Here is a 23,951-nt window from a genome sequence, read left to right on the forward strand (position 1 = left end):
CCCCTACCGATGCCCGGTGAATTCAGTCTCCACGGAGTGTTCGTCCCGACCCTGCTCGGGTTGATGGTGTTGGCCTATCTGGTCAACAGCGGCCTGCACGCGCTGCTGCAGCGTGCCGGCGCCTACCGCCATGTATGGCACCCGGCGCTGTTCAACCTGGCGCTGTACGGGATCGTGCTTGGCCTGCTGTTCCACCTCCTGCGTTGGATGCAATCGTGAACAAGATCGTGAAGAAGACCCTGCCGGTGCTGCTCACCAGCGCAGCCGTGATCGTGGCCCTGCTGGTGCTGCGCCAGCTGTGGGTCTATTACATGGATGAGCCGTGGACCCGCGACGCCCATGTCGGCGCCGACGTGGTGCAGATGGCGCCGGATGTGTCCGGGCTGGTGGAAACGGTGGACGTGGCCGACAACCAGGCAGTGAAGAAGGGCGACCTGTTGTTCGTGGTCGACCGCGCGCGCTACCGCATCGCACTGGAGCAGGCCAAGGCCAGCCTGGCCGAGCGCCAGGCCTCGGTGGCGCAGCTGCGCCGCGAGATCGGCCGCGACCGCAGCCTGCAGGACCTGGTCGCCGCCGAGGACGCCGAAGTGCGCCGCGCCAAGCTGCAGGCTGCACAGGCCGCGCTGGCCACCGCACAGGCCGCAGTCGACCTGGCCGAACTCAACCTGGGCCGCACCGAGGTGCGCGCACCGGCCGATGGCCGGGTCAACGACCGCACCCTGCGCGTGGGCGACTACGTGGTGGCCGGCAAGCCGGTACTGGCGCTGCTGGATACCGGTTCGTTCCGCATCGATGGCTACTTCGAGGAAACCCGCCTGCGCGGCGTGGCGCCGGGGCAGAGCGTCGACATCCGCCTGATGGGCGAATCCGTGCCGCTGCGCGGCCATGTCGAGAGCATCGCTGCCGGCATCGAGGACCGCTACCGCAGCAACGGCAGCAGCCTGCTGCCGAACGTGACCCCGGCCTTCGACTGGGTGCGGCTGGCGCAGCGTATCCCGGTGCGCATCAGCATCGACGAGGTGCCCAAGGGCGTGGAACTGATCGCCGGCCGCACCGCCACGGTGACCGTCCAGACCAGCAGCACGAAGCACGCAGGCAAGGCCGGCACCGCGCCGACACAGGCGGGCCTGTGAACACCACCCTGCCCCGTCTCGGCCTGATCGTCGCGCTGGCCAGCCTGGCCGCGTGCAGGACCGTCGGTCCCGACTACGCCCTGCCGGAAGACTCGGCGTTCAAGCGCCCGCAGGCCAATGCGGCCTTCATTGACACCCAGAACCCGCAGGTGGCCGCCAACCAGGCGCTGCCCGACCGCTGGTGGTCGCTGTACAACGACCCGGTGCTGGACGGGCTGATCACCCAGGCGCTGCGCGACAACGTGGAACTTAAGGCCGCCGATGCGCATCTGCGCCGTGCCGCCGCCGTATACGAGCAGGCGCTGGACGCCGGTGGCTTCGAGTACGAGGCCGAGGCCGGCGTCAGCCGCGCGCAGCTGTCGGCCGAATCGTTCCTGCAGGAACACGAGCTGCCGGTGATCAACCTGGCCGACGGCAAGTTCGCGGTCAGCTACCAGTTCGACCTGTTCGGCAAGCTCAAGCGCGGTGCCGAAGCGGCGCGCGCCGACGAACAGTCTGTGGCAGCGGCACGCGACCTGGCCCAGGTCAGCGTGGTTGCGCAGGTGGCCGACAGCTACCTGGAAATCTGCCATGCCAACCACGAGCTGCATGTGGCCGAGCATTCGCTGCAACTGCAGCAGCGCAGCCGTTCGGTCACCCAGCGCTTGATCGATGCCGGTCGTGGCACGCCGCCGGAGCTGGCCCGCGCCAATGCCCAGGTGGCGGTGCTGGAAGCTGCACTGTCGCCGCTGCATGCGCAGCGTTCGGCGGCCGCCTATTCGCTGGCCGCGCTGCTCGGGCAGACCCCGGGCCAGCTGCCGGCCGGCGTGATCGACTGCGCGCACGCCCCCGCCCTGGCCCAGCCGTTGCCGGTGGGCGATGGTCGTGCGCTGCTGCAGCGTCGCCCGGACGTGCGCCAGGCCGAGCGCAAGCTGGCCTCGGCCACCGCGCGGATTGGCGTGGCCACCGCCGAGCTGTACCCGGATATCCGCCTCGGTGCCTCGCTCGGTGCCGCCGGCCTGCTGGAAGACTTCGGCACGCCGATGACCCAGCAGTGGTCGATCGGTCCGCTGATCTCGTGGACGTTGCCGTCGTCCGGCACCCACGCACGCATTCACGCCGCCGAAGCCGGTGCCGATGCGGCGCTGGCCGAGTTCGACCACACCGTGCTGCAGGCGCTGCGCGAGACCCAGACCGCGCTGGACCGCTACGCGCAGGACCTGCGCCGGCTGCAGTCGCTGCGCACCGCGCAGGAACAGGCCGCGCTGGCCGCCGAACAGAACCGCCGGCTGTACCAGGGTGGCCGCACGCCGTACCTGTCCAGCCTGGATGCCGACCGCAGCCTGGCCACCAGCGATGCCACCCTGGCCGCGGCCGAAGCGCAGGTGTCGCGCGACCAGATCCACCTGTTCCTGGTGCTGGGTGGCGGTTGGCAGGCCAGTGCCACCCCGGCCGCCACCACGACTGCCACGAAGTAAGCCATGAACGCGCTGACCGACCGCCAGGCCTGGCTGTTCTCGATCAAGACCTACCTGGCCGCGGTGGCCGCGCTGTACATCGCCATGGCCGGCAACCTGTCGCGCCCGTACTGGGCGATGGGCACGGTGTACATCGTCAGCCAGCCGCTGCTGGGCCCCACCCGGGCCAAGGGCGTGTATCGCATCGTCGGCACGCTGGTGGCCGGCCTGGCCACCCTGCTGGTGCTGCCGGCGCTGGTGGAGACTCCGCTGGTGCTGAGCGCGGCGATGTCGATCTGGCTGGCCGGCTGCCTGTTCATGGCGCTGCTCAACCGCGGTCCGCGCGGCTACGCGTTCCTGCTGGCCGGCTACACCACCGCCTTCATCGGCTTCCCGGCAGTGACCTCGCCGGAGACCATCTTCGACACCGTGGTGGCGCGCAGCGAGGAGATCATCCTCGGCACGGTGGTGGCAGTGCTGTTTGCTTCGCTGCTGTTCCCGGCCCCGGTGCGGCCGATGCTGCGTGCACGCATCGGCACCTGGATGGAGGACGCCGCGCAGTGGTGCCGGCAGATTCTTGAACGCGGCCGCGCGCACGCGCCACGCAACCGGTTGGCCGCCGACCTGGTGCAGTTCGAGGCGTTGATTGAATTCCTGCGCCGCGATGATCCGCGCCATGCCGGTTCGGCGGTGTCGATGGAGCGCCTGCGTGAGCGCATGCTGCTGCTGTTGCCGGTGCTGTCGTCGATCGCCGATCGGTTGAGTGCGCTGCGCAGCGATGGCCAGGCGCTGCCGGAGGGCCTGCCGGAACTGATCGACGACCTCCACGACTGGCTGGACGGGCCGACCAGCGCCAGCGAGTACGCCCGCCTGCGCGCGCGCATCAGTGCGCTGAAACCGCAGGTGGACCGCGATCTGCAGCACCTGCAGCTGGCCAGCCTGCTGCTGCACCTGGAGGAACTGGTGGACCTGTGGCAGGACTGCCGCACGCTGCAGCATGCGATCGATCATGGCACCGCACCGCTGGACCGCGCGCACTACCGCATCCGCACCGAACGGGTGGCCGCTGACAAGCACGTCGACTACGGCATGGCGCTGTTCTCCGCGCTCAGTGCCGGCGTGGCGCTGATGAGCTACTGCGTGCTGTGGATCGCACTGGGCTGGGAAGGCGGCGGCAACGGCGCAATGATGGCCGCGGTGACCGCCGCGTTCTTCGCCGCGCAGGATGATCCGGCGCCGAGCATGGTGTCGTTCCTGGTGTGGGCGATGGTCGCTTCGGTGGTGGCCGGCGTGTACCTGTTCGGCGTGTTCCCGGCCGTACATGACTTCGGCCTGCTGGCGCTGGTGCTGGCGGTGGTGTTCCTGCCACTGGGGCTGATGCTGCATCACCCGAAGAGCGCGCTGTTCGCACTGCCGCTGACGGTGAACCTGGCCGCGCTGCTGAGCCTGCAGAACACCTACAGCGCCAACATCCAGACCTTCCTCAATTCGTCGATCGCGATGTTCATCGGCATTGGCTTTGCGGTGGTGATGACCCGCCTGTTCCGTTCGGTGGGTGCCGAGTGGACCGCACGCCGGCTGGTGCGGCAGGGCTGGACTACGCTGGCCGAAGCCGCCGAAGGCCGCGGCCAGCAGGACCGCCAGCGCTTTGCCGCGCGCATGCTCGACCTGCTGGGCCTGCTCGCACCGCGCCTGGCGGCGACACCGGAGGGCAGCGACATCGCATCGGTGGACATGCTCAACGAGGCACGCATCGGCCTGAACATCCTGCAGCTGCGCCGCGCCCGCCTGGAACTGCCCGAGCGCAGCCGCGAAGCGGTCGAACACATCCTGGAGGAGATCGCCGCGCACTACCGGCGGCAGATTGCCGCGCGCAGGCCGATGGTGGCGGCCGAGGCGCTGCGCGAGCGGCTGGATACCTCGCTGGGCCGGGTTGGCAGCGTGGCGGCCTGCAAGGCCCGCGACGAGGCGCTGATGGGCCTGATCGGCCTGCGCTTCGCGCTGTTCCCGGAGGCGAAGGCATTGGCGCCAGGGTGGGCGGACGCCGGCGTTGCATCGGCTTGATAATGCCCGGCAGCGCCGGCCCATTCCCGGCGGCCTTTCGCCATGGCAACAGGACGGTTCAATGAGTTACGACATGATGGTCTTCGAGGCGAGTGCCGCCCCGCGCGAGGCCGCGGCTTTCATCGCCTGGTTCGAGAAGCAGACGCAGTGGAACGAGCGGCACGAGTACGATGACCCGGCGGTCAGCAGCCCGGCACTGCAGGCGTGGTTCGCGGAGATGGCACAGGAATTCCCGCCAATGAACGGGCCGTTGAGCAATGACGATGACGACCGTGCCGAGGTGACCGAGTACAGCATCGGTAGTCAGGTGATCTACGGCGCGTTCGCGTACACGGTGGCCGAGCATGCGCATGGCCGGGTGCAGGATCTGGCCGAGAAGCACGGCGTGGGCTTCTTTGATGTGAGCGCCGATGAAGCGGCGATCGTGTTCCCCGATGGCTTGGTCCTGATCGCGTAGATCCATGCCGAAACGATCGAAGCGCGCTTCTGTAGAGTCGAGCCATGCTCGACTCCAGGGTCCATCAGCCGAGCATGGCTCGGCTCTACAGGAAGCGCATCGCGCCCGCGTCAGAACAGCGTGCCCTGCACCATGGGCTGTTTGATACGCGCCGGTGCTTCGGCCACCGCTTCCGCACCCAGCCGCCAGGCCAACCCACCCAGCCGGCTGGCGTGGCGCTTCAGCGCGGCCTGCAGCACGTCGGCGCTGCCGGCCACGTGCAGGACCTGGCGGGCACGGGTCAGGCCGGTGTAGACCAGTTCGCGCGACAGCACGCGGCTGTCCTGGCGCGGCAGCTGCAACCACACTTCGTCGAACTCCGAACCCTGCGCCTTGTGCACGGTCATCGCGAAGGCGCTTTCGTGCGCGGGCAGTGCGGCCGGGTGGAAGGCGCGTGGCTGGTCGACGGTGTCGCCGGGGAACCAGGCCACCATCGCGCCGCTGCCATCGCGCAGGCAGATGCCGATATCGCCATTGAACAGGCGATGACGGTAGCTGTTCTCGGTGACCAGCAGCAGCCGGCCCTGGAAATAGCCCGGTGTATTGCCGGCCAGCAGTTGTTCGATGCGGCTGTTGAGCCCGCGTGCGCCCTGCGGGCCTTCGCGCAGTGCGGTCAGCACGCGCAGGCGTCCGGCCTGCTGCAGGGCCAGTATCGGATCGGCGGCATCCGCCAGCGCACGCCAGTGGCCCAGCAGGTGCTCACGCTGGCCACGCAACGGATCGGCTTCGCCTTCGTGGAAGTGCACGCCCGCCAGTTCACCGCTGCGCAGCAGCTGCAATGCGGCGCTGCTGTCGCCTTCGCGCACGGCATGCGCCAGCGGTGCCAGGTCCAGTGCATCACTCTGCCGGTAACCGCGCTGCAGCTGCACGCGGCGCCCGGCAAAAGCGCGTGGTGTGGCCTGCGGCTGCAACGTGGCCGGCGCCAGCAGGCCATGCAACGCCTGCGCATCGTCGGCACGGGTGCCGATGCCATCGCCGCTGGCACGCAGGATCGCGCTGAGCACGTCGCCGGCTTCCACCGACGGCAGCTGGTCGGGGTCGCCAAGCAGGATCAACCGGGTGCCACTGGCGATCGCATCGACCAGCTTGGCCATCATCGGCAGATCGATCATCGAGGCTTCGTCGACCACCACCACGTCCACCGGCAGCGGATTGTCGGCGTGGTGGCGGAAACGCGGTGAATCGGGAATCACCCCGAGCAGGCGATGCAGGGTGGTGCCGGTACTGGGCAATGCCGCGCACAGCGCCGGGTCCAGCCCTTGTTCCTGCAGGCGTTGCACGGCGACGCGCAGGCTCTCGGCCATGCGCTCGGCGGCGCGACCGGTGGGCGCGGCCAGCGCGACCTCGGGCGCCGGCTGGCCGGCCTGCCGGGCCTGTGCGGCCAGCAGCAGCAACAGGCGCGCGATGGTGGTGGTCTTGCCGGTACCGGGGCCGCCTGTGACCAGCGCCAGCGGATGGCGCAGGGTCACGCCGGCCGCGCGCGCCTGGTGATCTTCGCTGCCGGACGCCTGCGGGAACAGATGCGCGAACAGTGGTGCCAGCGCTGCCATGTCCGGCGCCGGCAGCGGATGCCGGCCAATGCGTTGCAGGCCGGCGGCCAACTGGCGTTCGTACTCGCGGTAGCGGCGCAGGTAGAGCAATCCGTTTTCCAGCACCAGCGGCGCATCCTCGGCGATGGCATCGGCCTGCTCCGGCGTCGCCACCCACGGCGACGCACGCAGCTGCGCCAGCCAGTCCTGCGCGGCAGGCCACTCGGGGACGCCTTCCAGCAACCGCTGCGGTTGCGCGGGGTCGAACGCGGCATGGCCTTGCGATACCGCCAGCGAGGCCAACGCGGCCGCCAGCGCCACGCTCTCGGGCGTGTCGTCGCGCAGTCGTTGCAGGCTGGTCGCCAACGCATGGTCGAGGGTGCGCAGCTGGCCCTTCTGGTGCAGTTCCTTCAGCAGGCTCATGCGCTGGCTCCACGGGCACGTGCGGCCAGTTCGGCCTGGGCCTGTTCGCCACCGGCGAACAACGCATCGAGGGCATCGACCAGCGCCAGCGGGAAGCGGTCCACATGCACGCCGTTGCCGGCGGCATCCAGGCCGCGGCAGAACAGGTAGCGGATGCCGCCCATGTCGCGCTCGTAGTCGTAGGCCGCACCCAGCCGGAAACGCAGCCAGCGATGCAGCGCCACCGTATAGATCAGCGCCTGCAGGTCGTACTCGCTGTGGCGCATGGCAATGGCCAGCAGGTCCGGGCTGTAGCCGGGCAGGCGGTTGGACTTGTAGTCGAGCACGTACCAGCGCCCATCGCGCACGTAGGTGAGGTCGATCATGCCGGTCATCAGCCCTTCCAGGCGGCGGCGCTGGCCAAAACCGCGGCGCGCGCTGGAAACCCCATGTGCGTGCAGCACCTGCAGCAGCGCCGGCACCGCGGTCGGCTCGATGGCGAAATGGAAGTCGATTTCCGCACGGCGCTCGCCTTCATCCAGGCTGTGCAGCGCACCGCCCTCCGGCAGCGGCACGGTCAGCGTGTGACCGACCAGCGGCACCAGTACGGCCACGCCATCCGCAAGGTCGGCGTCAGCGTAGCCCTCGTCGTGCAGCGCCTTGCGCAGTACCTCGGCCTGGCCTTCAGGGGCTTCCAGGCCCGGTCGCCAGCCACCCCAGGCGGCGAAGTCGACGTTCTCCATCGCTTCGTGCAGCACGTTACCGAAGCGACTGCCCATGAAGCGCGGATCGACCGGTGTGCTGTCCTCGGCGGCCGCGGCGGGTTCCGGCAGCGCCGGTTCCAGCGGCAGTTCCGGGCCCACCGGTTCGTCGGCGGCGGGCGCCGGCAGCTCGGTGGCGGCGGCTTCGATATCACTGCCGGCACCGGCATCGGCGTGCGCCAGCTGGGTGAAGCTGTAGACCCACCAGTCGTGCGGCACGCGCCGGGTCAGTGCACGCACGGCCGGCAGCTCACCTTCCACTTCGGCCGCCAGCTGCGGCAGTGCGGCCGGTGCCTCACTGTCATCGATGTGCACATCGGCATGCGCGCGCAGCGCCTGCAGGTCACCCAGCAGCGGCGCCAGCCGCGTCTTTGCCAGCCCGGCCAGATCGCCCACGGCAATCCACAGCGCGTGCTCGGCGCGGGTCAGGCCGACATACAGCAGGCGCGCGTCCTCGGCGCGCTGCTCACGCTCACGCTGGGCGCTGGCCGTTTCCCAGGCCTCGTCCTTGTCCAGCTTCCAGTGCAGCTGGCGCTGCCCACCCACGTGCACGGTACAGTGCGAAGCGGTGTTCGGTGCGCCGCCGTCGATGCCGACGAACGGCAGGAACACCAGCGGGTATTCCAGGCCCTTGCTCTTGTGCAGGGTGATGATCTGCACGCGGCGTGCATCCGATTCCAGGCGCAGCAGCTGCTGCTCGTCATCCTGGTCGGCGCTGGCCATCTGGCCCTGCAGCCAGTCCAGCAGGCCATGCATGCCCAGCGCCTGCGCCGAGGCTTCCTGCAGCAGTTCGCCCAGCTGCAGGTAGTTGGTCAGGCGACGCTCGCCATCGATCAGCGCCAGCAGGCGTTCGCCCTGTTCGGCACAGACATCGGCGATCACCGCGAACGGTCCACCGCGCTGCCAGCGCTCGCGCCAGTGCAACAATTGCGCCTGGAACCCACGTTGCAGGTCGCCCTCGCGTTCCATCGCCGCGATCGCACTCGCCCGCTGGCCAAGCAGCACGGTCGCCAGCGCCGCACGCAGGCGTCCTTCATCGGCCGGTTGCAGCAGTGCCAGCAGCAGTGCGCGCAGATCACGTGCCTCGCTGGTGGCGAACAGGCTCTGCTTGCCCGCCGCCACGGCAGGAATACCGACCGCTGCCAGCGCGCGCTGTACAAGGGTGGCCTCGCGATGCGAGCGCACCAGTACCGCGATGTCGCCCGGCTGCACGGGGCGCCCGCGCAACACGGCGTTACCGGCGCGCGCATCGACCAGGGTCTGGTGGATCGCGGCCACGCAGGCCTGGGTCGCTGCATCACGCGAGGCGTCGGCACTCATCGCCTTGTCGCCGCCACTGCGCAGCACGCGCAGGGTCAGTGCCACGGCGGCGCGGCCGTCGCGCAGGTAGTCCGCGTCGATGCGCACGCCACCGGGGCGCACCGGTTCGAACTGGATGTCGCGCTCGAGGAACGCGTCTTCGCCGCCGTTGTCGTACAGCGCCTGCAGGGCACGCAGCACGGCCGGGCGTGAACGGAAGTTCTGGTCCAGCACCGGCGCCTGCTGCGCCACCTGCTTGGCCGTCAGGTAGGTATGGATGTCGCCACCGCGGAAACCGTAGATCGCCTGCTTGGGATCGCCGATCAGGAACAGCGCCGGCGCCAGGCCCAGCTCGCGCACCTCCGGCGAATCGCCGAACACGGTGTGGAAGATGCCCCACTGGCGGTCGTCGGTATCCTGGAACTCATCGACCAGCGCGATGCGGTACTGCGCGCGCAGCTGCCTGACCAGCGCCATGCGCTGCGGCCCTTCCAGGGCCAGTGCCACGCCATCGATCAGGTCGTCGTAGGTCTGCACCCGGCGCGTGCGCTTCAGCGCCTGCAGGCGCTGGGTGGCTTCGTCGCGCAGGCGGTGCAGGAAGTTCAGCGCGGTGGCACGCAGCCAGGCATCACGCTCGGCCAGCAGCGCGACATGGCGCGCCAACGGCGCCTGCAATGGCGACGACGGCGTGCGCTCGGCGAATTTCTTGTTGGTCTTGGCGGCCAGCGCCTCCGGCAGCAGCGCCGGCAGGCGCTCGTTGGCCAGCAGCTCGCGCGGATCGGCGCGCTCGGCCCAGGCCAGCAGTTGCCGGCCCAGCGGGTGCAGCCAGCCCTGCTTGTAGGACACGCCGTTGATCCACTTGTTGTCGACCGCATCGCAGAGGTCGATGAAGAACTGCTCGCCATGCTCGCGCAGCGCCTGCTGCAGTTCGGCGGCGTTGGCCTGCAATGCCGGGTGTGGATCGGCCAGCGTCACCGGCCGTGGCAACGGGTGCAAGGGCGGCGCGGCCAGCAGCGCGCGCAGATCGGCCGCCAGGGCGTCCGGGGTGGACCACAGCCAGGTCAGCGGCTCCAGCGTGGCCGGATCATTGGCGTGCACGCGCCACAGGTCGGCGGCGAGTTCCTCCAGCAGCTCGCGGTCACTGGCCAGCAACTCGGGCGGGTCGAAGGTATGGCCGCTTTCCAGCGCATGCTCGCGCAGCACGCGGGTGCAGAAGCCGTGGATGGTGAAGATCGAAGCCAGATCGATCTCGTCGGCGGCGACCTGCAGGCGACGCTTCAGCGCAGCGGCGCTCTCGGTGTCACCCTGCAGATGGCGCTGCAGCACTTCGCGCGTCAAGCGCACATCCGGCGCCTCGCCCTCGGCCGGTTCCAGATCGACCAGGCGCGCGGCCAGCGCCAGCCGCTCGCGGATGCGCTTGCGCAGTTCCTGGGTGGCGGCGTCGGTGAAGGTCACCGCCAGGATCTGGCCGATGCGCAGGCCCTGCTCCACCACCAGGCGGGTAAACAGCGTGGCCAGGGTGAAGGTCTTGCCGGTACCGGCGCTGGCCTCGATCAGGCGGATGCCCTCCAGCGGCAGGGCCAGATAGGGGTCGTGACCGGTGGCGTCGATGCCCTCGTCGGCGATGTTGCTGTTCATGCGCGGCCCTCCTGGCCTGCCTCGGCGCCCAGCGTGCGGCCTTCGCGCACCGCGCTGAAGACCACTTGGCTGTTGCGCAGCAGATCGGCATAGCCGGCATCGGTGGCGAACGGGTCGGCACCGCGCAGCAGCAGCTGCCAGGCGTCGCTGCTGGATTCACCCCAGCTGCGGTCGCTGCCATGCCACTGCTTCCAGCCTTCGCTGCGCTGTTTTTCGCCGGCCGTGTTGTACAGCACCCAGCCGGTATACGGAGCGAAGCGCAGCGGCTCGCGCAGGCCACGCTGGCGCAGCTGCAGCAGCGCACGCAGCGCGGTGCGGGCAGCAGGCACGCTCAGCGCCGGCAGCACATGCGGACCGGGTCCGGCATCGCCGCCATCATGGAACTGCACCAACGGCAGGGCATCGCCGGCGGCGTTGGCCAACAGCCAGTCCAGGCCCTGGCGGATCACCGCATTGCCGTTGAGGGTGCCGGCGCGCAGGCGCACCAGCCCTTCGGGATGCCGATCGGCCACCCGTCCATGCAGCCGCACGCCGTCGATATCGACTTCATACCGGCGGCTTTCCAATGGTTCGCCCTGCATCCAGCCCAGCAGCGCGCTGGCATACGGACGGGTCTTCAGCTGCTCCACTTCGAACTGGCGCTCACCCAGTGCACCGGACGGCAACAGCCCACGCGCGCGCAACCGCGGATACAGCGGCTCGCTGTCGCCATTGAGCGTGGCCCGTACCACCGCCGCCTGCACGCTGCGCTTTTCCGGGCCGCGCGAGGACAGCACCAGCGGCTCCAGGTCATCCACCTCTTCGACCTCGTCGGCCAGGCGCAGGCCCAGCGACTGCGCCAGGAACTGCCCGGCCGGGTCACACAGGAAGCGGCGCAGGGTATCAAGTGCAACCTCGTCCTCCACGGCATCGTCGAGCGGTGGCGGCAACGGCGCGTCGAACCAGGGCAGCAGGCCGCCACGCTGGCCGGTGAGGCGACCGGCCGCCGGATGCCATTGCCGGCGATAGCTGAAGCGGCGCGGATCACCATCGCCGAACGCCGCCGGTGAGAACGGCTGCAAGGCATGGCGCACGGTGAAGTCGCGCACCGCCATCGTCGGATCCAGGTGATAGGCAGCGGCGGCATCGATCAGTTCACTGACCAACACTGATGGCTCGCGCACACTGCCATCGCGTGGATCGGCACCCAGGTAGCTCAGATAGAACACCTCCTGCGCCGCGGCAAACAGCTGCAGGAACAGGAAACGGTCGTCCTCGCGGGTGGAGCGGTCGCCCGGGCGGCGGCGCGGTGTATCCAGTTCGGCGGTGAGCTGGTTGAGTCCCGCGGCCGGGTCGCGACGCGGGAAATCGCCGTCATTCAGGCCCAGCACGCAGATCACCCGGAACGGCAGCAGGCGCATCGGCACCATGCGGCCGAAGCTGATGCCACCGGTCAGCAACGGTGCGCGCGTATCGGCCTCGCCCAGTGCCCCGGCGAAGTGCGCACGCACCACCTCCGGTGGCACGCCTTCGTTGAAGCCGGCCTTGGCAGCGTCCTCGGCGAACTGGTTGAGCAGCTTGCGCAGGCGCTCCAGCGCGCGCTGGCTGTTGGGCGAACTGGGCGCGGTCGGCAGCAGCGCGTCCAGCAGCGACAGCAGGCGCTGCCGCCACTGCGCCGGGGTCAGCAGTTCGCCGAGTCGACGCTGGTAGACCGCCAGTACGCGCAACAGGCGCAGCAGCCGGTCCAGCGCTTCCAACGCACCGCCCTCCAGCTCGATCCACGGCGCCACGCCGGCCAGGTCGGCCTCGCTGCCGGTGGCATGGCCAAGCACCAGCCGGTCCAGCGCGAACTGCCAGGTGTAGGCATCGTCGGCCGGTGCCTGGTGCTGGTCGCGATGCTTCGCGTCCAGGCCCCAGCGCGCACCCGCCTGCTGCAGCCAACCATGCAGGCGGTCGAAGTCCACCGCTTCCAGGCCGGCCGCTTCGGCCAGCGGTGCGCTGGCCAGCAGGTCCAGCACTTCGTTCAGGCCAAAGCGCGAGACCGGCAGGCCCAACAGATGCACGAACACATCGGCCAGCGGCTCGCCGGCCAGCGGGCTGCTGTCGGCCAGCGCATAGGGAATGTGCTCTTCCTCGCCGCCACGGCCACCGAACACGGCTTCCAGGTACGGCACGTAGGGATCGATGTCCGGCGCCAGCACCGCGATCTCGCGTGCCTGCAGCGGCGGGTCGAAACGCGCGTCCTGCAGCAGGCTGCGCAGCTGGTCGTGCAGCACCTGCAGTTCGCGCAGGCGGGTATGGCAGGCGTGTACCTGCAGGCTGGGGTCGTCGCTGCGCAGCCCATCGCGCAGTTCGCCCGAAGGCAGTGCACGACGGTGGAACAGATCGCGTTGCAGGCGATGCAGCAGGCTGTCGGACAGGCCGCCTTCGTCCAGGGTCGGCCGGGTGTCTTCTTCCGGATCGGAATAGGCGGCGATCTCACCGGCCGGGTGCACCACCTCGTAGCTGCCCAGCACCGCCATGAAGTCGCGGCCCGCGGCGCCCCAGGCTTCGAGCAGACGGTTCTCGCCGGCGGCCTCGCCAAACGGATCCGGCGCGCCGCTGCGAAGGCGTTCGGCCAGGGTCTGCAGGTCGCCCCAGTACGACTGCACGGGCGTGGGCATGTAGAAATGCAGCTCGCCCACCCGTGCCTGGGTGGCCATCACCCGCAGCACGTCGGGGGAGATGTTGAGCGTCGCGAACGCGGACATGCGCAGCGGCAAGCCCTTCGGCAACGGCTGGCCCGCCCCTTCGAAGCGGTCCAGGTATTCCTGGATGCGGCGCGCACGGTAGTCGTGGCCATGGGTGATGGTGCGCCACAGGATCGCCTGCGGATCGGCCGGATCGGCACCGGCCGCCCAGCGCAGCAGCCAGTCGCGGCGCCAGGCCTGGTACTTCTCGAACACCGAGGCCAGTTCGCCAGCCAGCGCCCACGGCTTCAATGCGTCGCCACCGGCAAGGTAGGACTGCAGCGCGCGCATCGGTGGCTGTGCCAGCAGCGCCGGATCGCGCAGTGCCTGGTACAGCTTCCAGTGCAGGCCGGCCGCGTCCAGGTCGTCCTGCTCGCCGCTGACGTTGGCCTTCAGCGCGCGGGCCACGAACTCGCCCGGGGTGAGGAATTCGAGGTTGGCGGCAACACCGAACTCGGCGGCCAGTGTCGCTTGCAGCCAGCGCCGCATCGCCACCTGCGGGATCAGCACCACTTCCGGTGCCAACAGCGGCTGGCCCGCGACCGGCGCACGCACATTGCGCGCCAGCAGCGCGGCCAGCACGTCCAGGGAATTGGAATGGTAGAGGCGGAAATCGCTGCCTGGGTCACTCATCATGCACAGTGTGCAGGACGGCAGGCAGTATTCAATGGTCGGCCCGCCACCGGTACGGATTGTTCCGGGGTACGCACCGATTGTCCCGGCCAGCGCCAAGCCTTGTCGTGCAACAATACTGGACCGTCCAGTCTGCTTATGTTCAGCCGACGGGCCCGATCCTTCGATGTCTAAAAAACGTTAATGGTGCCCATGTCGGCTTCCGCCTCCAGTCTGGTGCAGTTATCCAACGTCCGCATCGACCGGAGCGGGCGCACGATCCTGCGCGATGTGTCGCTGCAGGTGCCCAAGGGCAGCATCACCGCCGTGCTGGGTCCATCCGGAAGCGGCAAGTCGACCCTGCTGGCGGCATTGACCGGCGAACTGCGCCCGGTCGCCGGCGAGGTCACGCTGTTCGGCAAGCCGATCCCGCACGACAGCAGCGCGCTGCTGGAAATGCGCAAGAGCGTGGGCGTGCTGCTGCAGGGCAACGGCCTGCTGACCGACCTCACCGTGGCCGAGAACGTGGCGCTGCCGCTGCGCACCCATACCCGCCTGCCGGCGGTCGTGCTGCGCCGGCTGGTGCAGATGAAGCTGCACGCGGTGGGCCTGCTGGCCGCCGCCGAGGCCTGGCCGCGCGAGCTGTCCGGCGGCATGGCGCGCCGCGTGGCACTGGCCCGCGCGCTGGCACTGGACCCGCCGCTGATGATCTACGACGAGCCGCTGACCGGGCTGGACCCGATCGCCTCGGGGGTGATCATGAGCCTGATCCAGCGCCTCAACCACAGCCTGGGCCTGACCAGCATCATCGTCAGCCACCACGTGCACGAGACCCTGCCGATCTGCGACCAGGTGATCGCCATCGCCAATGGCGGCATCGTGTTCCAGGGCACGCCCGAGGCGCTGCAATCCAGCCAGGATCCGCTGCTGCGGCAGTTCCTGCATGGCCAGCCCGATGGCCCCATTCCGTTCGATGCCGCGCCGCGCGCGAGGGTTGCCTGATGCCGTTCGTGCAAGCCACCCGTTCGCTGGGCCGCGCCGGCCTGTTCTCGCTGACCGTGCTGCGCGGTTCGCTGCCCACGCGTGATTTCCTGGCCGAGCTGACCCGCGAGATCTACAAGATCGGCGCGCGCTCGCTGCCGATCATCGCCGTCGGCGGCGCCTTCGTCGGCCTGGTGCTGACCCTGCAGGGCTACCGCACGCTGACCACCTTCGGTGCGGCCGACGCGCTGTCGACCCTGCTCGGCCTGTCGCTGTACCGCGAACTGGCGCCGGTGCTGACCGCGCTGCTGTTCATCGGTCGCGCCGGCAGTTCCATCGCCGCCGAACTGGGCCTGATGCGAGCCACCGACCAGATCAAGGCGCTGGAACTGATGGCGATCGATCCGGTGGCCAAGGCGGTGGCGCCGCGCTTCTGGGCGGCGGTGCTGACCGTGCCGCTGCTGACCGGCATCTTCTGCTCGCTGGCGATCAGTGCCAGCTACTTCGAAGCGGTGCATGTGCTGGGCCTGGACAACGGCGTGTTCTGGTCGGCGCTGCGCAACAGCGTCGATTTCTGGGATGACTTCGGCGTGGCGATGCTGAAGTCGGCGATCTTCGGCGGCACCGCCGCGCTGGTCGCCGCCTACGTTGGTTTCCACGCCGAGCCGACCATCGAGGGCACCTCGGTGGCGACCACCCGTGCGGTGGTCAACGCCTCGCTGCTGGTGCTGATGTTCAACTTCGTGTTGTCGGCAATGTTGTTCACCTAACCCCTCCACCGGCGGTGCGCAGGCGCGCGCGGCCACTACGACTCGATCAGGTAATCCACATGGCCATCCGCGGTCCCAGACTCGAATTCTCCGTCGGCGCCTTCCTGCTGCTGGCCCTGGCCTCGCTGATGGTGCTGGCCGTGGCCTCGACCAACCAGCGCTGGAGCTGGGGAAGCCAGGGCTACGAGCTGAAAGCACGCTTCTCCCAGGTCGGCCAGCTGCGCAAGCAGGCCCCGGTGAAGATCGGCGGCGTCACCGTGGGCCAGGTCGCCTCGATCGACCTGGACCCGGTGAAGTTCGAATCGATCGTGACCCTGCGCATGGACAGCAAGGTCAAGGACCTGCCGGCAGACACCTCGGCCGGCATCTTCACCAGTGGTTTGCTCGGCGAGAGCTATATCGGTCTGCAGCCGGGCGGTGATCCGGACGTGCTGAAGGCCGGCGACGAGATCGTCTTCACCCAGCCGGCCGTGGACCTGATCCAGCTGGTCGGCAAGTACATGTTCAGTGGCGGCGCCGGTGGCGGCGCTGGCCAGAAGCCCAACGATGGCGCGCAGGCGCCTGCAACGGAACCGCAACCATGAAGATGAAATTGATCCCGGCCCTGCTCGCTTCGGCGCTGCTGGCAGCTACTCCGTTCCTCGCCCAGGCCCAGGCCACCGCCCCCGCCGCAGCCGCGACCCAGGGCCAGGCCGGCAAGGTGGTGATCGATGCCAGCACGCGCATCCTCACCACCCTGCAGCAGCGCCGGAGCGAGTTCAGCAGCAACCCGGCCAGCCTGCGCAGCTACATCGACAGCGAACTGAACCGCACCTTCGACCGCGACTATGCCGCGCGCCTGGTGCTGGGCCCGCACGCCCGCGGCGCTTCGGATGCCGACATCAAGCTGTTCGCCGATGCCATGGCCGACAGCCTGATGCAACGTTACGGCTCGACCCTGCTCAACATCCAGGGCAAGCCGAGCTTCCGCCTGAAGGGCGAGAGCCCGCTGCCGGGCAACCGCGGCGTGCGCGTCAGCACCGAACTGGTGCGTGCCGGCAGCGAGCCGACCCCGGTCGAGTACTGGATGCGCAACGTCAACGGCCAGTGGAAGATCTTCGACGTCAACATCGAAGGCATCTCCTACGTGCAGACCTTCCGCAACCAGTTCGACACCCCGCTGCGCCAGAAGGGCATCAAGCAGGTGGCCAGCGAGCTGCACAGCGGCAGCATGCAGGCCGGGCCCGCGGGCAATGGCAAGTAACGCACTGGCACTGCTGGAAGGCGACACCCTGCGCCTGCGCGGGGTGCTGGATCGTGCCGCAGTGATCGCACTGTGGCCGCAGCTGCAGGCGCTGCCCGCCCAGCTGGCACGGCTGGAGCTGGGCGAGGTCGAGCGCGTGGACAGCGCCGGCCTGGCCCTGCTGGCCGAACTGGCGGCACGTGCACGCAAAGCCGGCCACCCGCTGGCGATCTCCGGCGCGCCGGCCGGCTACAACGAGCTGAGCGCGGCCTACCGGCTGTCGCCCGACCTGGATTTCAACGCTACTTCTGCTGCGAGCTGACATGAACGTCGTACGCACTCTCCCCCTGATCGTCCTGGCCACCGCCCTGACCGCCTGCGCCGGCAAGCCCGCACGCAGTGATGCACCGGCGGCCAGCACTGTGGTTCCGGCCAATGCCGCTGCCGAAGCCCCCGCTGCAGTTGCCGATGGCGGAACGGTCGACCCTGCCGTGGCCGCTCCGGCGGCGCAGGCGCCGGTTGCCACGGCACCATCGCCGGCCACTCCGGCGGCGCCCGTTGATGGCAATGCAGCGAACACCGCAGCAGCCACCGCACCCGGCGGCGACGATGATTTCGACGCCCTCTATGGCGGCGCCGGCAATACCACCAACGCGGCGGCCTACGATCCGTGGGAACCGTTCAACCGCAAGGTGCATACCTTCAACAACGCGGTCGACCGCGGCATCGCCCGTCCGCTGGCGACCGCCTATACCCATGTGGTGCCGCGCTTCGCCCGTACCGGCGTCAGCAACTTCTTCAGCAACCTGCGTGCGCCGGTGACCATCACCAACCAGCTGCTGCAGGGCCGCGGGGCCGATGCATGGGACAGCCTGGGCCGCTTCCTGATGAACAGCACGCTGGGTATCGGCGGCCTGTTCGATCCGGCCAGCAAGGCGATGGTGCCGCGTCGCAATGAAGACTTCGGCCAGACCCTGGGCGTGTGGGGCTGGCGTCGCTCGCGGTACGTGGAACTGCCGTTCTTCGGCCCGCGTACCGTGCGTGATGTGTTCGGCCTGGCCGGTGACATCCCGCTGTCGCCGATCCGCCGCATCGAAGAAGACAAGGTCCGCATCGGCCTGCAGGGCCTGCAGCTGGTCGACACCCGCGCGCAGCTGCTGGCGATCGACGACCTGCGCGACACCGCGGTGGACGAGTACTCGCTGGTCCGCGATGCGTGGATGCAGCGCCGCAACTACCAGATCGAGAACGACCTGCGCAGCAAGCGCGACCGTGGCCACGACGATGCCAATTCGCCGATCCCGGTCGATGCAATGCCGATGCCGCAGTGGACCCACTGAGTCGTTTCATCGGCGCATGAGAAACCCCGCCTCGGCGGGGTTTTTCTTTTCCGGCGACGTTTCTTTCCGGTAGGTGCCAACCTTGGTTGGCACGCTTCCTCAGGCCGCCAGCGCCGCCTCGATGGCCTCGCGCAGGCGCGCATCGTCGGCGGCCACGTCCGGGGCGAAACGCGCGACGACCTTGCCGTCGCGGCCGACCAGGAATTTCTCGAAGTTCCACAGCACCGCCGGTGCCGGATGAATCGGAATCTCCTTGCTGGCCAGGCGCTCGCGCAACGGGCCTTCACCGATCGACTGCGGCTGTGCGGCGGTCAGCTGCTGGTACAGCGGGTGGGCGTCGTCGCCGGCCACGCTGATCTTGGAGAACATCGGGAAGCTGACATCGTAGGTGAGCTGGCAGAACTGCTGGATTTCCGCCTCGCTGCCCGGCTCCTGGCCGAGGAAGTTGTTGGCCGGGAAGCCCAGCACTTCCAGGCCCTGTGCATGCTTTTCCGCATACAGCGCCTGCAGGCCTTCGTACTGCGGGGTCAGGCCGCACTTGGAGGCGACGTTGACCAGCAGCAGCACCTTGCCCCGGTAGTCGGCAAGCGAGGACGGCTGGCCGTCGATGGTGGTGAGGGAAATGTCCTGGATCGAAGTGCTCACGCGGGGGGCTCCGGCTACAGCGGGGAATGGCCCACCAGCATAGCGCCGTGCGATGCCGGTAGTGGCGGCCGCCGGCCGGCAATGCTGCGATCGTTCCCAGCGGTTCATGCGGTTGCCGGCCAGCGGCCGGCACTACGATCAGTCCACGCAGATCGTGCCCTGCGCCTTGCCGTCCTCGATGCGCTGGCGGCAACCAAAGTTCTGGCTGGCATCACGCTGGCAGGTACCGGTGGTGGCGCTGCCAGCGGCCACCTCCCCCCCGGCCAGGCACTGGCCGGTGCAGTCGCTCTTGCCGCTGCAGGCCTTGCCGGCATCGGCATAGGGAATCACGCACTGCTCGCGCTGCAGGCGGCCCAGCCGCTGCAGGGTGCCGCCGGCGGCCTGGCAGTCGACGTCGCGTGCTTCGCGGTAGGCCTCGGTGGCTTCGGGCGTGGCGGCCGCGCCGGCCTGCCCCGCCGTGGCCACGACCGGTGGCGCGCTGCTGCAGGCGGAAAGCAGCACGGTCAGGACAAGACTGGTATAGAAGCGCAGGCGCATGGCGATACCTGATCGAAACGGACAGGCCGCCAGCATACGCACCGACGATGCAGGCGGCGTGTCAGCGCGGCTCAGGCCTCCTCGCCGTCGCTGCCCTCGTCCTCGGCCTCTCCCGTGGCGTCCCCCTCGGCCAGGTCGCCCAGCAGCGACTGCGCCTGTTCGGCAGCCAGCGATTCCACGCCGCGCAGGCGGCGCTCGATGGTGCGCGTCTTGCGGCTGGCCTCGCCGATGCTGCGGCCGACGGTGGTGATCTGCTTTTCGGCCTTCTCGAGGATGCCGGCGAACTTGCCGAACTCGCTCTTCACCGCGCCCAGCAGGCTCCACACCTCGCTGGAGCGCTGTTCGATGGCCAGCGTGCGGAAACCCATCTGCAGGCTGTTGAGCAGCGCGGTGACCGTGGTCGGCCCGGCCACCACCACGCGATGCTCGCGCTGCAGCAGGTCGACCAGGCCGGGGCGCCGGATCACCTCGGCATACAGGCCTTCGGTGGGCAGGAACATCACCGCGAAGTCGGTGGTGTGCGGCGGCGCGATGTACTTGTCGCAGATCGACTTGGCCTGCACGCGCACCGCGCGTTCCAGCTGGATGCCCTGCAGGCGCACGCCCTCGGCATCGCCCTGCTCCTGCGCATCCAGCAGACGTTCGTAGTCCTCGCGCGGGAACTTGGAGTCGATCGGCAGCCACACCGGCGTGTCGTCGCTGCTGCGCCCCGGCAGGCGCACCGCGATATCGACCATTTCACCGCTGTCCGGACGCACTTTCACCGCACGCGCGTACTGCTCCTGGGTCAGGGTCTGCTCGAGGATGTTCTCCAGCTGCACTTCGCCCCAGCTGCCGCGGTTCTTGACGTTGGTGAGCACGCGCTTGAGGTCGCCCACGCCGGTGGCCAGCTGCTGCATCTCGCCAAGGCCGCGCTGCACCTGTTCCAGCCGTTCGGAAACCAGCTTGAACGAGTTGCCCAGCCGCGTTTCCAGCGTCGACTGCAGCTTCTCATCGACGGTGTGGCGCATCTGCTCCAGCTTCTGCGCGTTGTCGTTCTGCAGCGCGCGCAGCTGTTCTTCCAGCGTGGTGCGCATCTCGGCGAAGCGCTGCTCGTTGCGCTGGGTCAGTTCCTGCAGGCGCAGGCCCAGGCTCTCGGTCAGGCGCTGCTGCGACTGCGCGCCTTCTTCGCGGCCCTTGCGCGCGTCGTCCACCAGGGTCTGGCGCAGTGCACCGAGCTGGGTATCGGTGCGCGCGGTGAGCTCCTGCAACTGCTGGCCGAAGGCGTGGATGCGTGCCTCCTGCTGCTGGCCAAAGGTTTCCAGCTGGCCGCGCAGTTCCTGCAGGCGCTGCCCCATCAGCGCCGCGCCACGCTGCTGGCTGTCGGCGGCCTCGGCGCGCGCCTTGCGGGCGTCTTCGCCCAGCGCTTCGCGCAGCAGGTCCAGGCGCTGGTCGGTGCGGGTCGACAGGTCGGTCAGCGCGCGGGCGAAGCCATCGAGCTGCTCGCGCAGTTCGCTGCGCCCGGAGCGGGCCTCCTCGCGTACGGCCTGTTCCAGGCGGTCATGCGGCGGGCGGCGCAGCAGGGCGACCAGCTGCAGGATGAGCACGGCCAATAGAAGGCCGCCAATGAGCAGGAATTCGGTTTGCATGTGGCAAGTGTAGGCTGGCCGAGTCTCAGCCGCTGCGTCAGGACCATGCTCGCTCTGTACGGAAAGCCCACCTCGATCAATGTCCGCAAGGTGCTGTGGCTGTGCGCCGGGCTCGACCTGCCGCTGCACCACGAACCGGCGCCGGCGCCGGACCTGCTGGCCACGCTGAACCCCAACCGGCAGGTACCGGTACTGCGCGACGGCGGCTTCGTGCTGTGGGAGTCCAACAGCATCTGCCGTTACCTGGCCACACGCGCCGGGCGCGACGACCTGCTGCCCGCCACCACTCAGGCGCGGGCCCGCGTCGAGCAGTGGATGGACTGGCAGGCCAGCGACCTCAACAGCGCCTGGCGCCACGTGTTCATGGCCCGGGTGCGGCAACACCCGGACTACCCGGATGATGCCCGCGCCGAGGCCAGCCTGGTGCAGTGGAATCGATTGATGGGCGTGCTTGATGCGCAGCTCGCCGCTACGGACAGCTACGTGGCGGGCAACACCTTCACCCTCGCCGATGTCGTGCTGGGCCTGTCGACCCAGCGCTGGCGCAGCACGCCCGGCAGCACGCCTGCGCTGCCGAACGTGGGGGCCTGGTTCGAACGCCTGCGCCAGCAACCCGGTTTTGCCGAACACGTCGACAACGGCGTGGCCTGAGGCAGGGGCGCGGGAACGACCCGGCCTTACCAGCCTTCCAGCACGATCTTGCCCTTGGCGCGATGGCTCTCCAGCAGCGCATGCGCGCGCCGCAGGTTGGCCGCGTCGATGCGCCCGAAGTGCTCGCCCAGCGTGGTCTGCAACACGCCGGCGTCGATCAGCTCGGCCACCCGGTTCAACAGGTCGTGCTGGCGCTGCATGTCCGCGGTCTTGTACAGCGGGCGGGTGAACATCGACTCCCAGTGCAGTGACAACGCCTTGCGCTTGAGCGCCATCACATCGACCTGGCCGGGATCATCGATCAGCCCCAGCTGTCCCTGCGCCGCCAGCAGCTCCACGATCTGCGCGTAGTGCTGATCGGAATGGGTCAGGCTGGCCACGTGCTGCACCTCGCTGATGCCCAGCCGCGCCAGGCCCTCGGCCAGCGGCAGGCTGTGGTCGATTACATGGTGCGCCCCCATCGCATACACCCAGTCCTGGGTATCCGGGCGCGAGGCGGTGCCGATCACCGTCAGCTTGGTCAGCTTCCGCGCCAGCTGCACCAGGATTGATCCGACGCCACCGGCAGCGCCGATCACCAGCAGGGTCTGGCCTTCGCCGCCGCCCTCGGCGATGCGCAGGCGGTCGAACAGCAGTTCCCAGGCGGTGATCGCGGTCAACGGCAGCGCCGCGGCGGCGGCATCGTCGAGACTGGCCGGCTTGCGGCCGACGCTGCGCTCGTCCACCAGCTGGTACTCCGCATTGCTGCCGGGGCGGTCGATCACGCCGGCGTAGTAGACCGCATCGCCAGGCTGGAACAGGGTCACTTCGTTGCCCACCGCGTCGACGATGCCGACCGCATCCCAACCGAGCACGCGCGGGCCATCGGTGGCCACGCCGCGGCGCACCTTGGTGTCGACCGGATTGACCGCCACCGCGCGCACGGCGACGCGCAGGTCACGCGGGCCGGGCTGCGGCAGCTCCAGTTCGATATCGATCAGGGCCTGGGCATCATCGATCGGCAGGCCGGCTTGGGTGTAGGCAATGGCGCGCATGGCAGCGGTCCAGTGGGGAAGGAGGTGACAGGTTGCGCCGCGCGCGCTCTCGCAGAAAGGCGCAGAATCGGGCAGCACTTTCACTCCGGCAATGAAAATGATCCGTTTCGACGACCTGCAGTTGTTCGTCCGCACGGCTGCGCTGGGCAGCTTCTCGCAGGCCGCGCGCGAGGCCGATCTGCTGCCCGGCCAGGTCGCGGCCGCCGTGGCGCGGCTGGAGCGCGAGCTGGACCTGCGCCTGTTCGTGCGCACCACCCGCAGCCTGCGCCTGACCGGCGAGGGTGCGCTGTACCTGCCGTATGCGCAGGAGGTGCTTGCCACCCTGCGCGAGGGCCAGGCGCGCGTGCAGGGCGAGGACACCGAGCTGCACGGCACCCTGCAGCTGTCGGCGCCGTCGGACTTCGGCCGCAACCTGCTGCTGCCCTGGCTGAGCGCCTTCCGCGCCGCGCATCCGCGGCTGCGGCTGCACCTGCGCCTGTCCGACGAAGTCGCTGATGTGTTCCGCGATCCCGTCGACGTAGCGATCCGCATCGGCCACTTCGACGACGCCAACTACGTCGCGCTGCCCCTGCTGGAAGGCAACCGGCGTGTGCTCGCGGCCTCGCCCGACTACCTGCAGCGGCGCGGCACACCCGGCCGTCTGGAGGACCTGCGTGAGCATGATTGCCTGGTCTACCAGCTCAGTGGCCGCGCCTACGATCGCTGGTCATTCGACGTCGAAGGGCGCCGCAGCGTGATTCCGGTGCGCGGTCCGCTGGTCTGCGACGACGCCGATGTGGTGCGGCGCTGGGCCGTGGCCGGCGAAGGCATCACCTACAAGTCCTGGCTGGACCTGCGCGAGGATGTGCAGGCCGGGCGCCTGCAGCTGCTGCTCGACGGCGTTGGCAGCAGCATTCCGCTGCAGCTGGTGTGCCCGCATCGCAAGCAGTTCTCGCCGGCGGTGCGGCAGCTGCACGCGCAGCTGCGCCAGCACCTGCAACCGCTGCTGTCTGGCATGCCCGGCGGCCCCGCCAGCCCTCTGTCGCCAAGCGCGGCGCTGGCCGACAATGGCGGCCCCCCGTAACA

General features: G+C 69.3%; 20 protein-coding genes. 13 read left to right on the forward strand and 7 right to left on the reverse strand.

Going from position 1 to position 23,951, the window contains the following annotated elements; all coding sequences use genetic code 11:
• The first annotated feature begins 9 nt into the window (after positions 1-9).
• The 5 genes from QRO93_RS09690 (at position 10) to QRO93_RS09710 (ending at position 5,090) form a co-directional block, all read left to right on the forward strand.
• A complete protein-coding gene (locus QRO93_RS09690; RefSeq protein ID WP_025875651.1) occupies positions 10-219 on the forward strand; it encodes a DUF1656 domain-containing protein in 210 nt (69 codons plus the stop codon).
• A complete protein-coding gene (locus QRO93_RS09695; protein ID WP_053508192.1) occupies positions 216-1,133 on the forward strand; it encodes an HlyD family secretion protein in 918 nt (305 codons plus the stop codon). Before QRO93_RS09690 ends, QRO93_RS09695 begins: the two co-directional genes overlap by 4 nt.
• Entirely contained in the window at positions 1,130-2,590 is a 1,461-nt protein-coding gene (locus tag QRO93_RS09700; protein ID WP_180878524.1) for an efflux transporter outer membrane subunit, read from the forward strand. Before QRO93_RS09695 ends, QRO93_RS09700 begins: the two co-directional genes overlap by 4 nt.
• Before the next feature lie 3 nt (positions 2,591-2,593).
• A complete protein-coding gene (locus QRO93_RS09705) occupies positions 2,594-4,633 on the forward strand; it encodes an FUSC family protein (protein WP_285304132.1) in 2,040 nt (679 codons plus the stop codon).
• A gap of 61 nt (positions 4,634-4,694) precedes the next feature.
• The gene (locus QRO93_RS09710) at positions 4,695-5,090 is read left to right on the forward strand and encodes a hypothetical protein (protein WP_180878526.1); all 396 of its coding nucleotides are present in this window, start codon (positions 4,695-4,697) and stop codon (positions 5,088-5,090) included.
• Positions 5,091-5,200: 110 nt separating this feature from the next.
• Here QRO93_RS09710 and recD read toward each other — a convergent pair whose 3' ends face one another.
• Genes recD through recC form a run of 3 tightly spaced genes read right to left on the reverse strand, consistent with a single transcriptional unit; the run spans position 5,201 to position 14,102 of the window.
• Positions 5,201-7,081: an exodeoxyribonuclease V subunit alpha gene (recD, locus tag QRO93_RS09715; RefSeq protein ID WP_180878527.1), complete on the reverse strand. Its 1,881-nt coding sequence runs from the start codon at positions 7,079-7,081 to the stop codon at positions 5,201-5,203.
• Complete coding sequence (recB, locus tag QRO93_RS09720) at positions 7,078-10,758, reverse strand: exodeoxyribonuclease V subunit beta (RefSeq protein WP_180878528.1); 3,681 nt, start codon at positions 10,756-10,758, stop codon at positions 7,078-7,080. Before recB ends, recD begins: the two co-directional genes overlap by 4 nt.
• On the reverse strand, positions 10,755-14,102 hold the full coding sequence (gene recC, locus QRO93_RS09725; protein WP_180878529.1) for an exodeoxyribonuclease V subunit gamma: 3,348 nt from the start codon (positions 14,100-14,102) through the stop codon (positions 10,755-10,757). The genes recB and recC overlap by 4 nt, the downstream gene beginning before the upstream one ends.
• Positions 14,103-14,291: 189 nt before the next feature.
• On the opposite strand from recC, the gene QRO93_RS09730 reads away from it, so the two are divergent.
• From QRO93_RS09730 to QRO93_RS09755, 6 genes are read left to right on the forward strand one after another with little or no spacing between them, the layout of a single operon-like run.
• On the forward strand, positions 14,292-15,080 hold the full coding sequence (locus tag QRO93_RS09730) for an ABC transporter ATP-binding protein (RefSeq protein ID WP_053451203.1): 789 nt from the start codon (positions 14,292-14,294) through the stop codon (positions 15,078-15,080).
• Positions 15,080-15,829 (forward strand): MlaE family lipid ABC transporter permease subunit, encoded by a 750-nt coding sequence (locus QRO93_RS09735; RefSeq protein ID WP_005414955.1) that lies wholly within the window; start codon positions 15,080-15,082, stop codon positions 15,827-15,829. The genes QRO93_RS09730 and QRO93_RS09735 overlap by 1 nt, the downstream gene beginning before the upstream one ends.
• Before the next feature lie 59 nt (positions 15,830-15,888).
• Positions 15,889-16,413 (forward strand): outer membrane lipid asymmetry maintenance protein MlaD, encoded by a 525-nt coding sequence (gene mlaD, locus QRO93_RS09740; protein ID WP_014039020.1) that lies wholly within the window; start codon positions 15,889-15,891, stop codon positions 16,411-16,413.
• Positions 16,410-17,072 (forward strand): phospholipid-binding protein MlaC, encoded by a 663-nt coding sequence (locus QRO93_RS09745; protein ID WP_180878530.1) that lies wholly within the window; start codon positions 16,410-16,412, stop codon positions 17,070-17,072. The genes mlaD and QRO93_RS09745 overlap by 4 nt, the downstream gene beginning before the upstream one ends.
• Positions 17,062-17,373 (forward strand): lipid asymmetry maintenance protein MlaB, encoded by a 312-nt coding sequence (locus QRO93_RS09750; protein ID WP_008266246.1) that lies wholly within the window; start codon positions 17,062-17,064, stop codon positions 17,371-17,373. Before QRO93_RS09745 ends, QRO93_RS09750 begins: the two co-directional genes overlap by 11 nt.
• 1 nt (position 17,374) lies before the next feature.
• Positions 17,375-18,391, forward strand: a complete 1,017-nt coding sequence (locus QRO93_RS09755; RefSeq protein ID WP_164086820.1) for a VacJ family lipoprotein — start codon at positions 17,375-17,377, stop codon at positions 18,389-18,391.
• 99 nt (positions 18,392-18,490) lie between these two features.
• Here QRO93_RS09755 and QRO93_RS09760 read toward each other — a convergent pair whose 3' ends face one another.
• From QRO93_RS09760 to rmuC, 3 genes are all read right to left on the reverse strand, one after another.
• Complete coding sequence (locus QRO93_RS09760) at positions 18,491-19,036, reverse strand: glutathione peroxidase (RefSeq protein WP_053451205.1); 546 nt, start codon at positions 19,034-19,036, stop codon at positions 18,491-18,493.
• Between the two features lie 138 nt (positions 19,037-19,174).
• Positions 19,175-19,573, reverse strand: a complete 399-nt coding sequence (locus tag QRO93_RS09765) for a hypothetical protein (protein WP_053451206.1) — start codon at positions 19,571-19,573, stop codon at positions 19,175-19,177.
• A 71-nt stretch (positions 19,574-19,644) separates the two neighbouring features.
• Positions 19,645-21,201 carry a DNA recombination protein RmuC gene (rmuC, locus tag QRO93_RS09770; protein ID WP_180878531.1) on the reverse strand — a complete coding sequence of 519 codons (1,557 nt, stop codon included), beginning with the start codon at positions 21,199-21,201 and terminating at the stop codon, positions 19,645-19,647.
• Between the two features lie 45 nt (positions 21,202-21,246).
• On the opposite strand from rmuC, the gene QRO93_RS09775 reads away from it, so the two are divergent.
• Positions 21,247-21,852: a glutathione S-transferase family protein gene (locus QRO93_RS09775; RefSeq protein ID WP_053451208.1), complete on the forward strand. Its 606-nt coding sequence runs from the start codon at positions 21,247-21,249 to the stop codon at positions 21,850-21,852.
• Between the two features lie 26 nt (positions 21,853-21,878).
• On the opposite strand, the gene QRO93_RS09780 is transcribed toward QRO93_RS09775, so the two are convergent.
• Positions 21,879-22,886, reverse strand: coding sequence for a zinc-binding alcohol dehydrogenase family protein (locus tag QRO93_RS09780; protein ID WP_180878532.1), 1,008 nt, complete (start codon positions 22,884-22,886; stop codon positions 21,879-21,881).
• 91 nt (positions 22,887-22,977) lie between these two features.
• Here QRO93_RS09780 and QRO93_RS09785 point away from each other — a divergent pair, with 91 nt between their 5' ends.
• A complete protein-coding gene (locus QRO93_RS09785) occupies positions 22,978-23,949 on the forward strand; it encodes a LysR family transcriptional regulator (protein WP_080375914.1) in 972 nt (323 codons plus the stop codon).
• Positions 23,950-23,951: the final 2 nt, after the last annotated feature.

Origin of the sequence: Stenotrophomonas maltophilia group sp. Smal17 (genome assembly GCF_030237045.1) — a bacterium.
Lineage (GTDB): Bacteria > Pseudomonadota > Gammaproteobacteria > Xanthomonadales > Xanthomonadaceae > Stenotrophomonas > Stenotrophomonas forensis.

Coding starts and splice junctions, on each gene's coding strand:
- recB (WP_180878528.1), bottom strand. CDS start 10,758: ATGAACAGCAACATCGCCGACGAGGGCATCGACGCCACCGGTCACGAC.
- QRO93_RS09785 (WP_080375914.1), top strand. CDS start 22,978: ATGAAAATGATCCGTTTCGACGACCTGCAGTTGTTCGTCCGCACGGCT.
- recD (WP_180878527.1), bottom strand. CDS start 7,081: ATGAGCCTGCTGAAGGAACTGCACCAGAAGGGCCAGCTGCGCACCCTC.
- QRO93_RS09775 (WP_053451208.1), top strand. CDS start 21,247: ATGCTCGCTCTGTACGGAAAGCCCACCTCGATCAATGTCCGCAAGGTG.
- QRO93_RS09690 (WP_025875651.1), top strand. CDS start 10: ATGCCCGGTGAATTCAGTCTCCACGGAGTGTTCGTCCCGACCCTGCTC.
- QRO93_RS09705 (WP_285304132.1), top strand. CDS start 2,594: ATGAACGCGCTGACCGACCGCCAGGCCTGGCTGTTCTCGATCAAGACC.
- mlaD (WP_014039020.1), top strand. CDS start 15,889: ATGGCCATCCGCGGTCCCAGACTCGAATTCTCCGTCGGCGCCTTCCTG.
- recC (WP_180878529.1), bottom strand. CDS start 14,102: ATGATGAGTGACCCAGGCAGCGATTTCCGCCTCTACCATTCCAATTCC.
- QRO93_RS09730 (WP_053451203.1), top strand. CDS start 14,292: ATGTCGGCTTCCGCCTCCAGTCTGGTGCAGTTATCCAACGTCCGCATC.
- rmuC (WP_180878531.1), bottom strand. CDS start 21,201: ATGCAAACCGAATTCCTGCTCATTGGCGGCCTTCTATTGGCCGTGCTC.
- QRO93_RS09710 (WP_180878526.1), top strand. CDS start 4,695: ATGAGTTACGACATGATGGTCTTCGAGGCGAGTGCCGCCCCGCGCGAG.
- QRO93_RS09780 (WP_180878532.1), bottom strand. CDS start 22,886: ATGCGCGCCATTGCCTACACCCAAGCCGGCCTGCCGATCGATGATGCC.
- QRO93_RS09765 (WP_053451206.1), bottom strand. CDS start 19,573: ATGCGCCTGCGCTTCTATACCAGTCTTGTCCTGACCGTGCTGCTTTCC.
- QRO93_RS09750 (WP_008266246.1), top strand. CDS start 17,062: ATGGCAAGTAACGCACTGGCACTGCTGGAAGGCGACACCCTGCGCCTG.
- QRO93_RS09755 (WP_164086820.1), top strand. CDS start 17,375: ATGAACGTCGTACGCACTCTCCCCCTGATCGTCCTGGCCACCGCCCTG.
- QRO93_RS09735 (WP_005414955.1), top strand. CDS start 15,080: ATGCCGTTCGTGCAAGCCACCCGTTCGCTGGGCCGCGCCGGCCTGTTC.
- QRO93_RS09745 (WP_180878530.1), top strand. CDS start 16,410: ATGAAGATGAAATTGATCCCGGCCCTGCTCGCTTCGGCGCTGCTGGCA.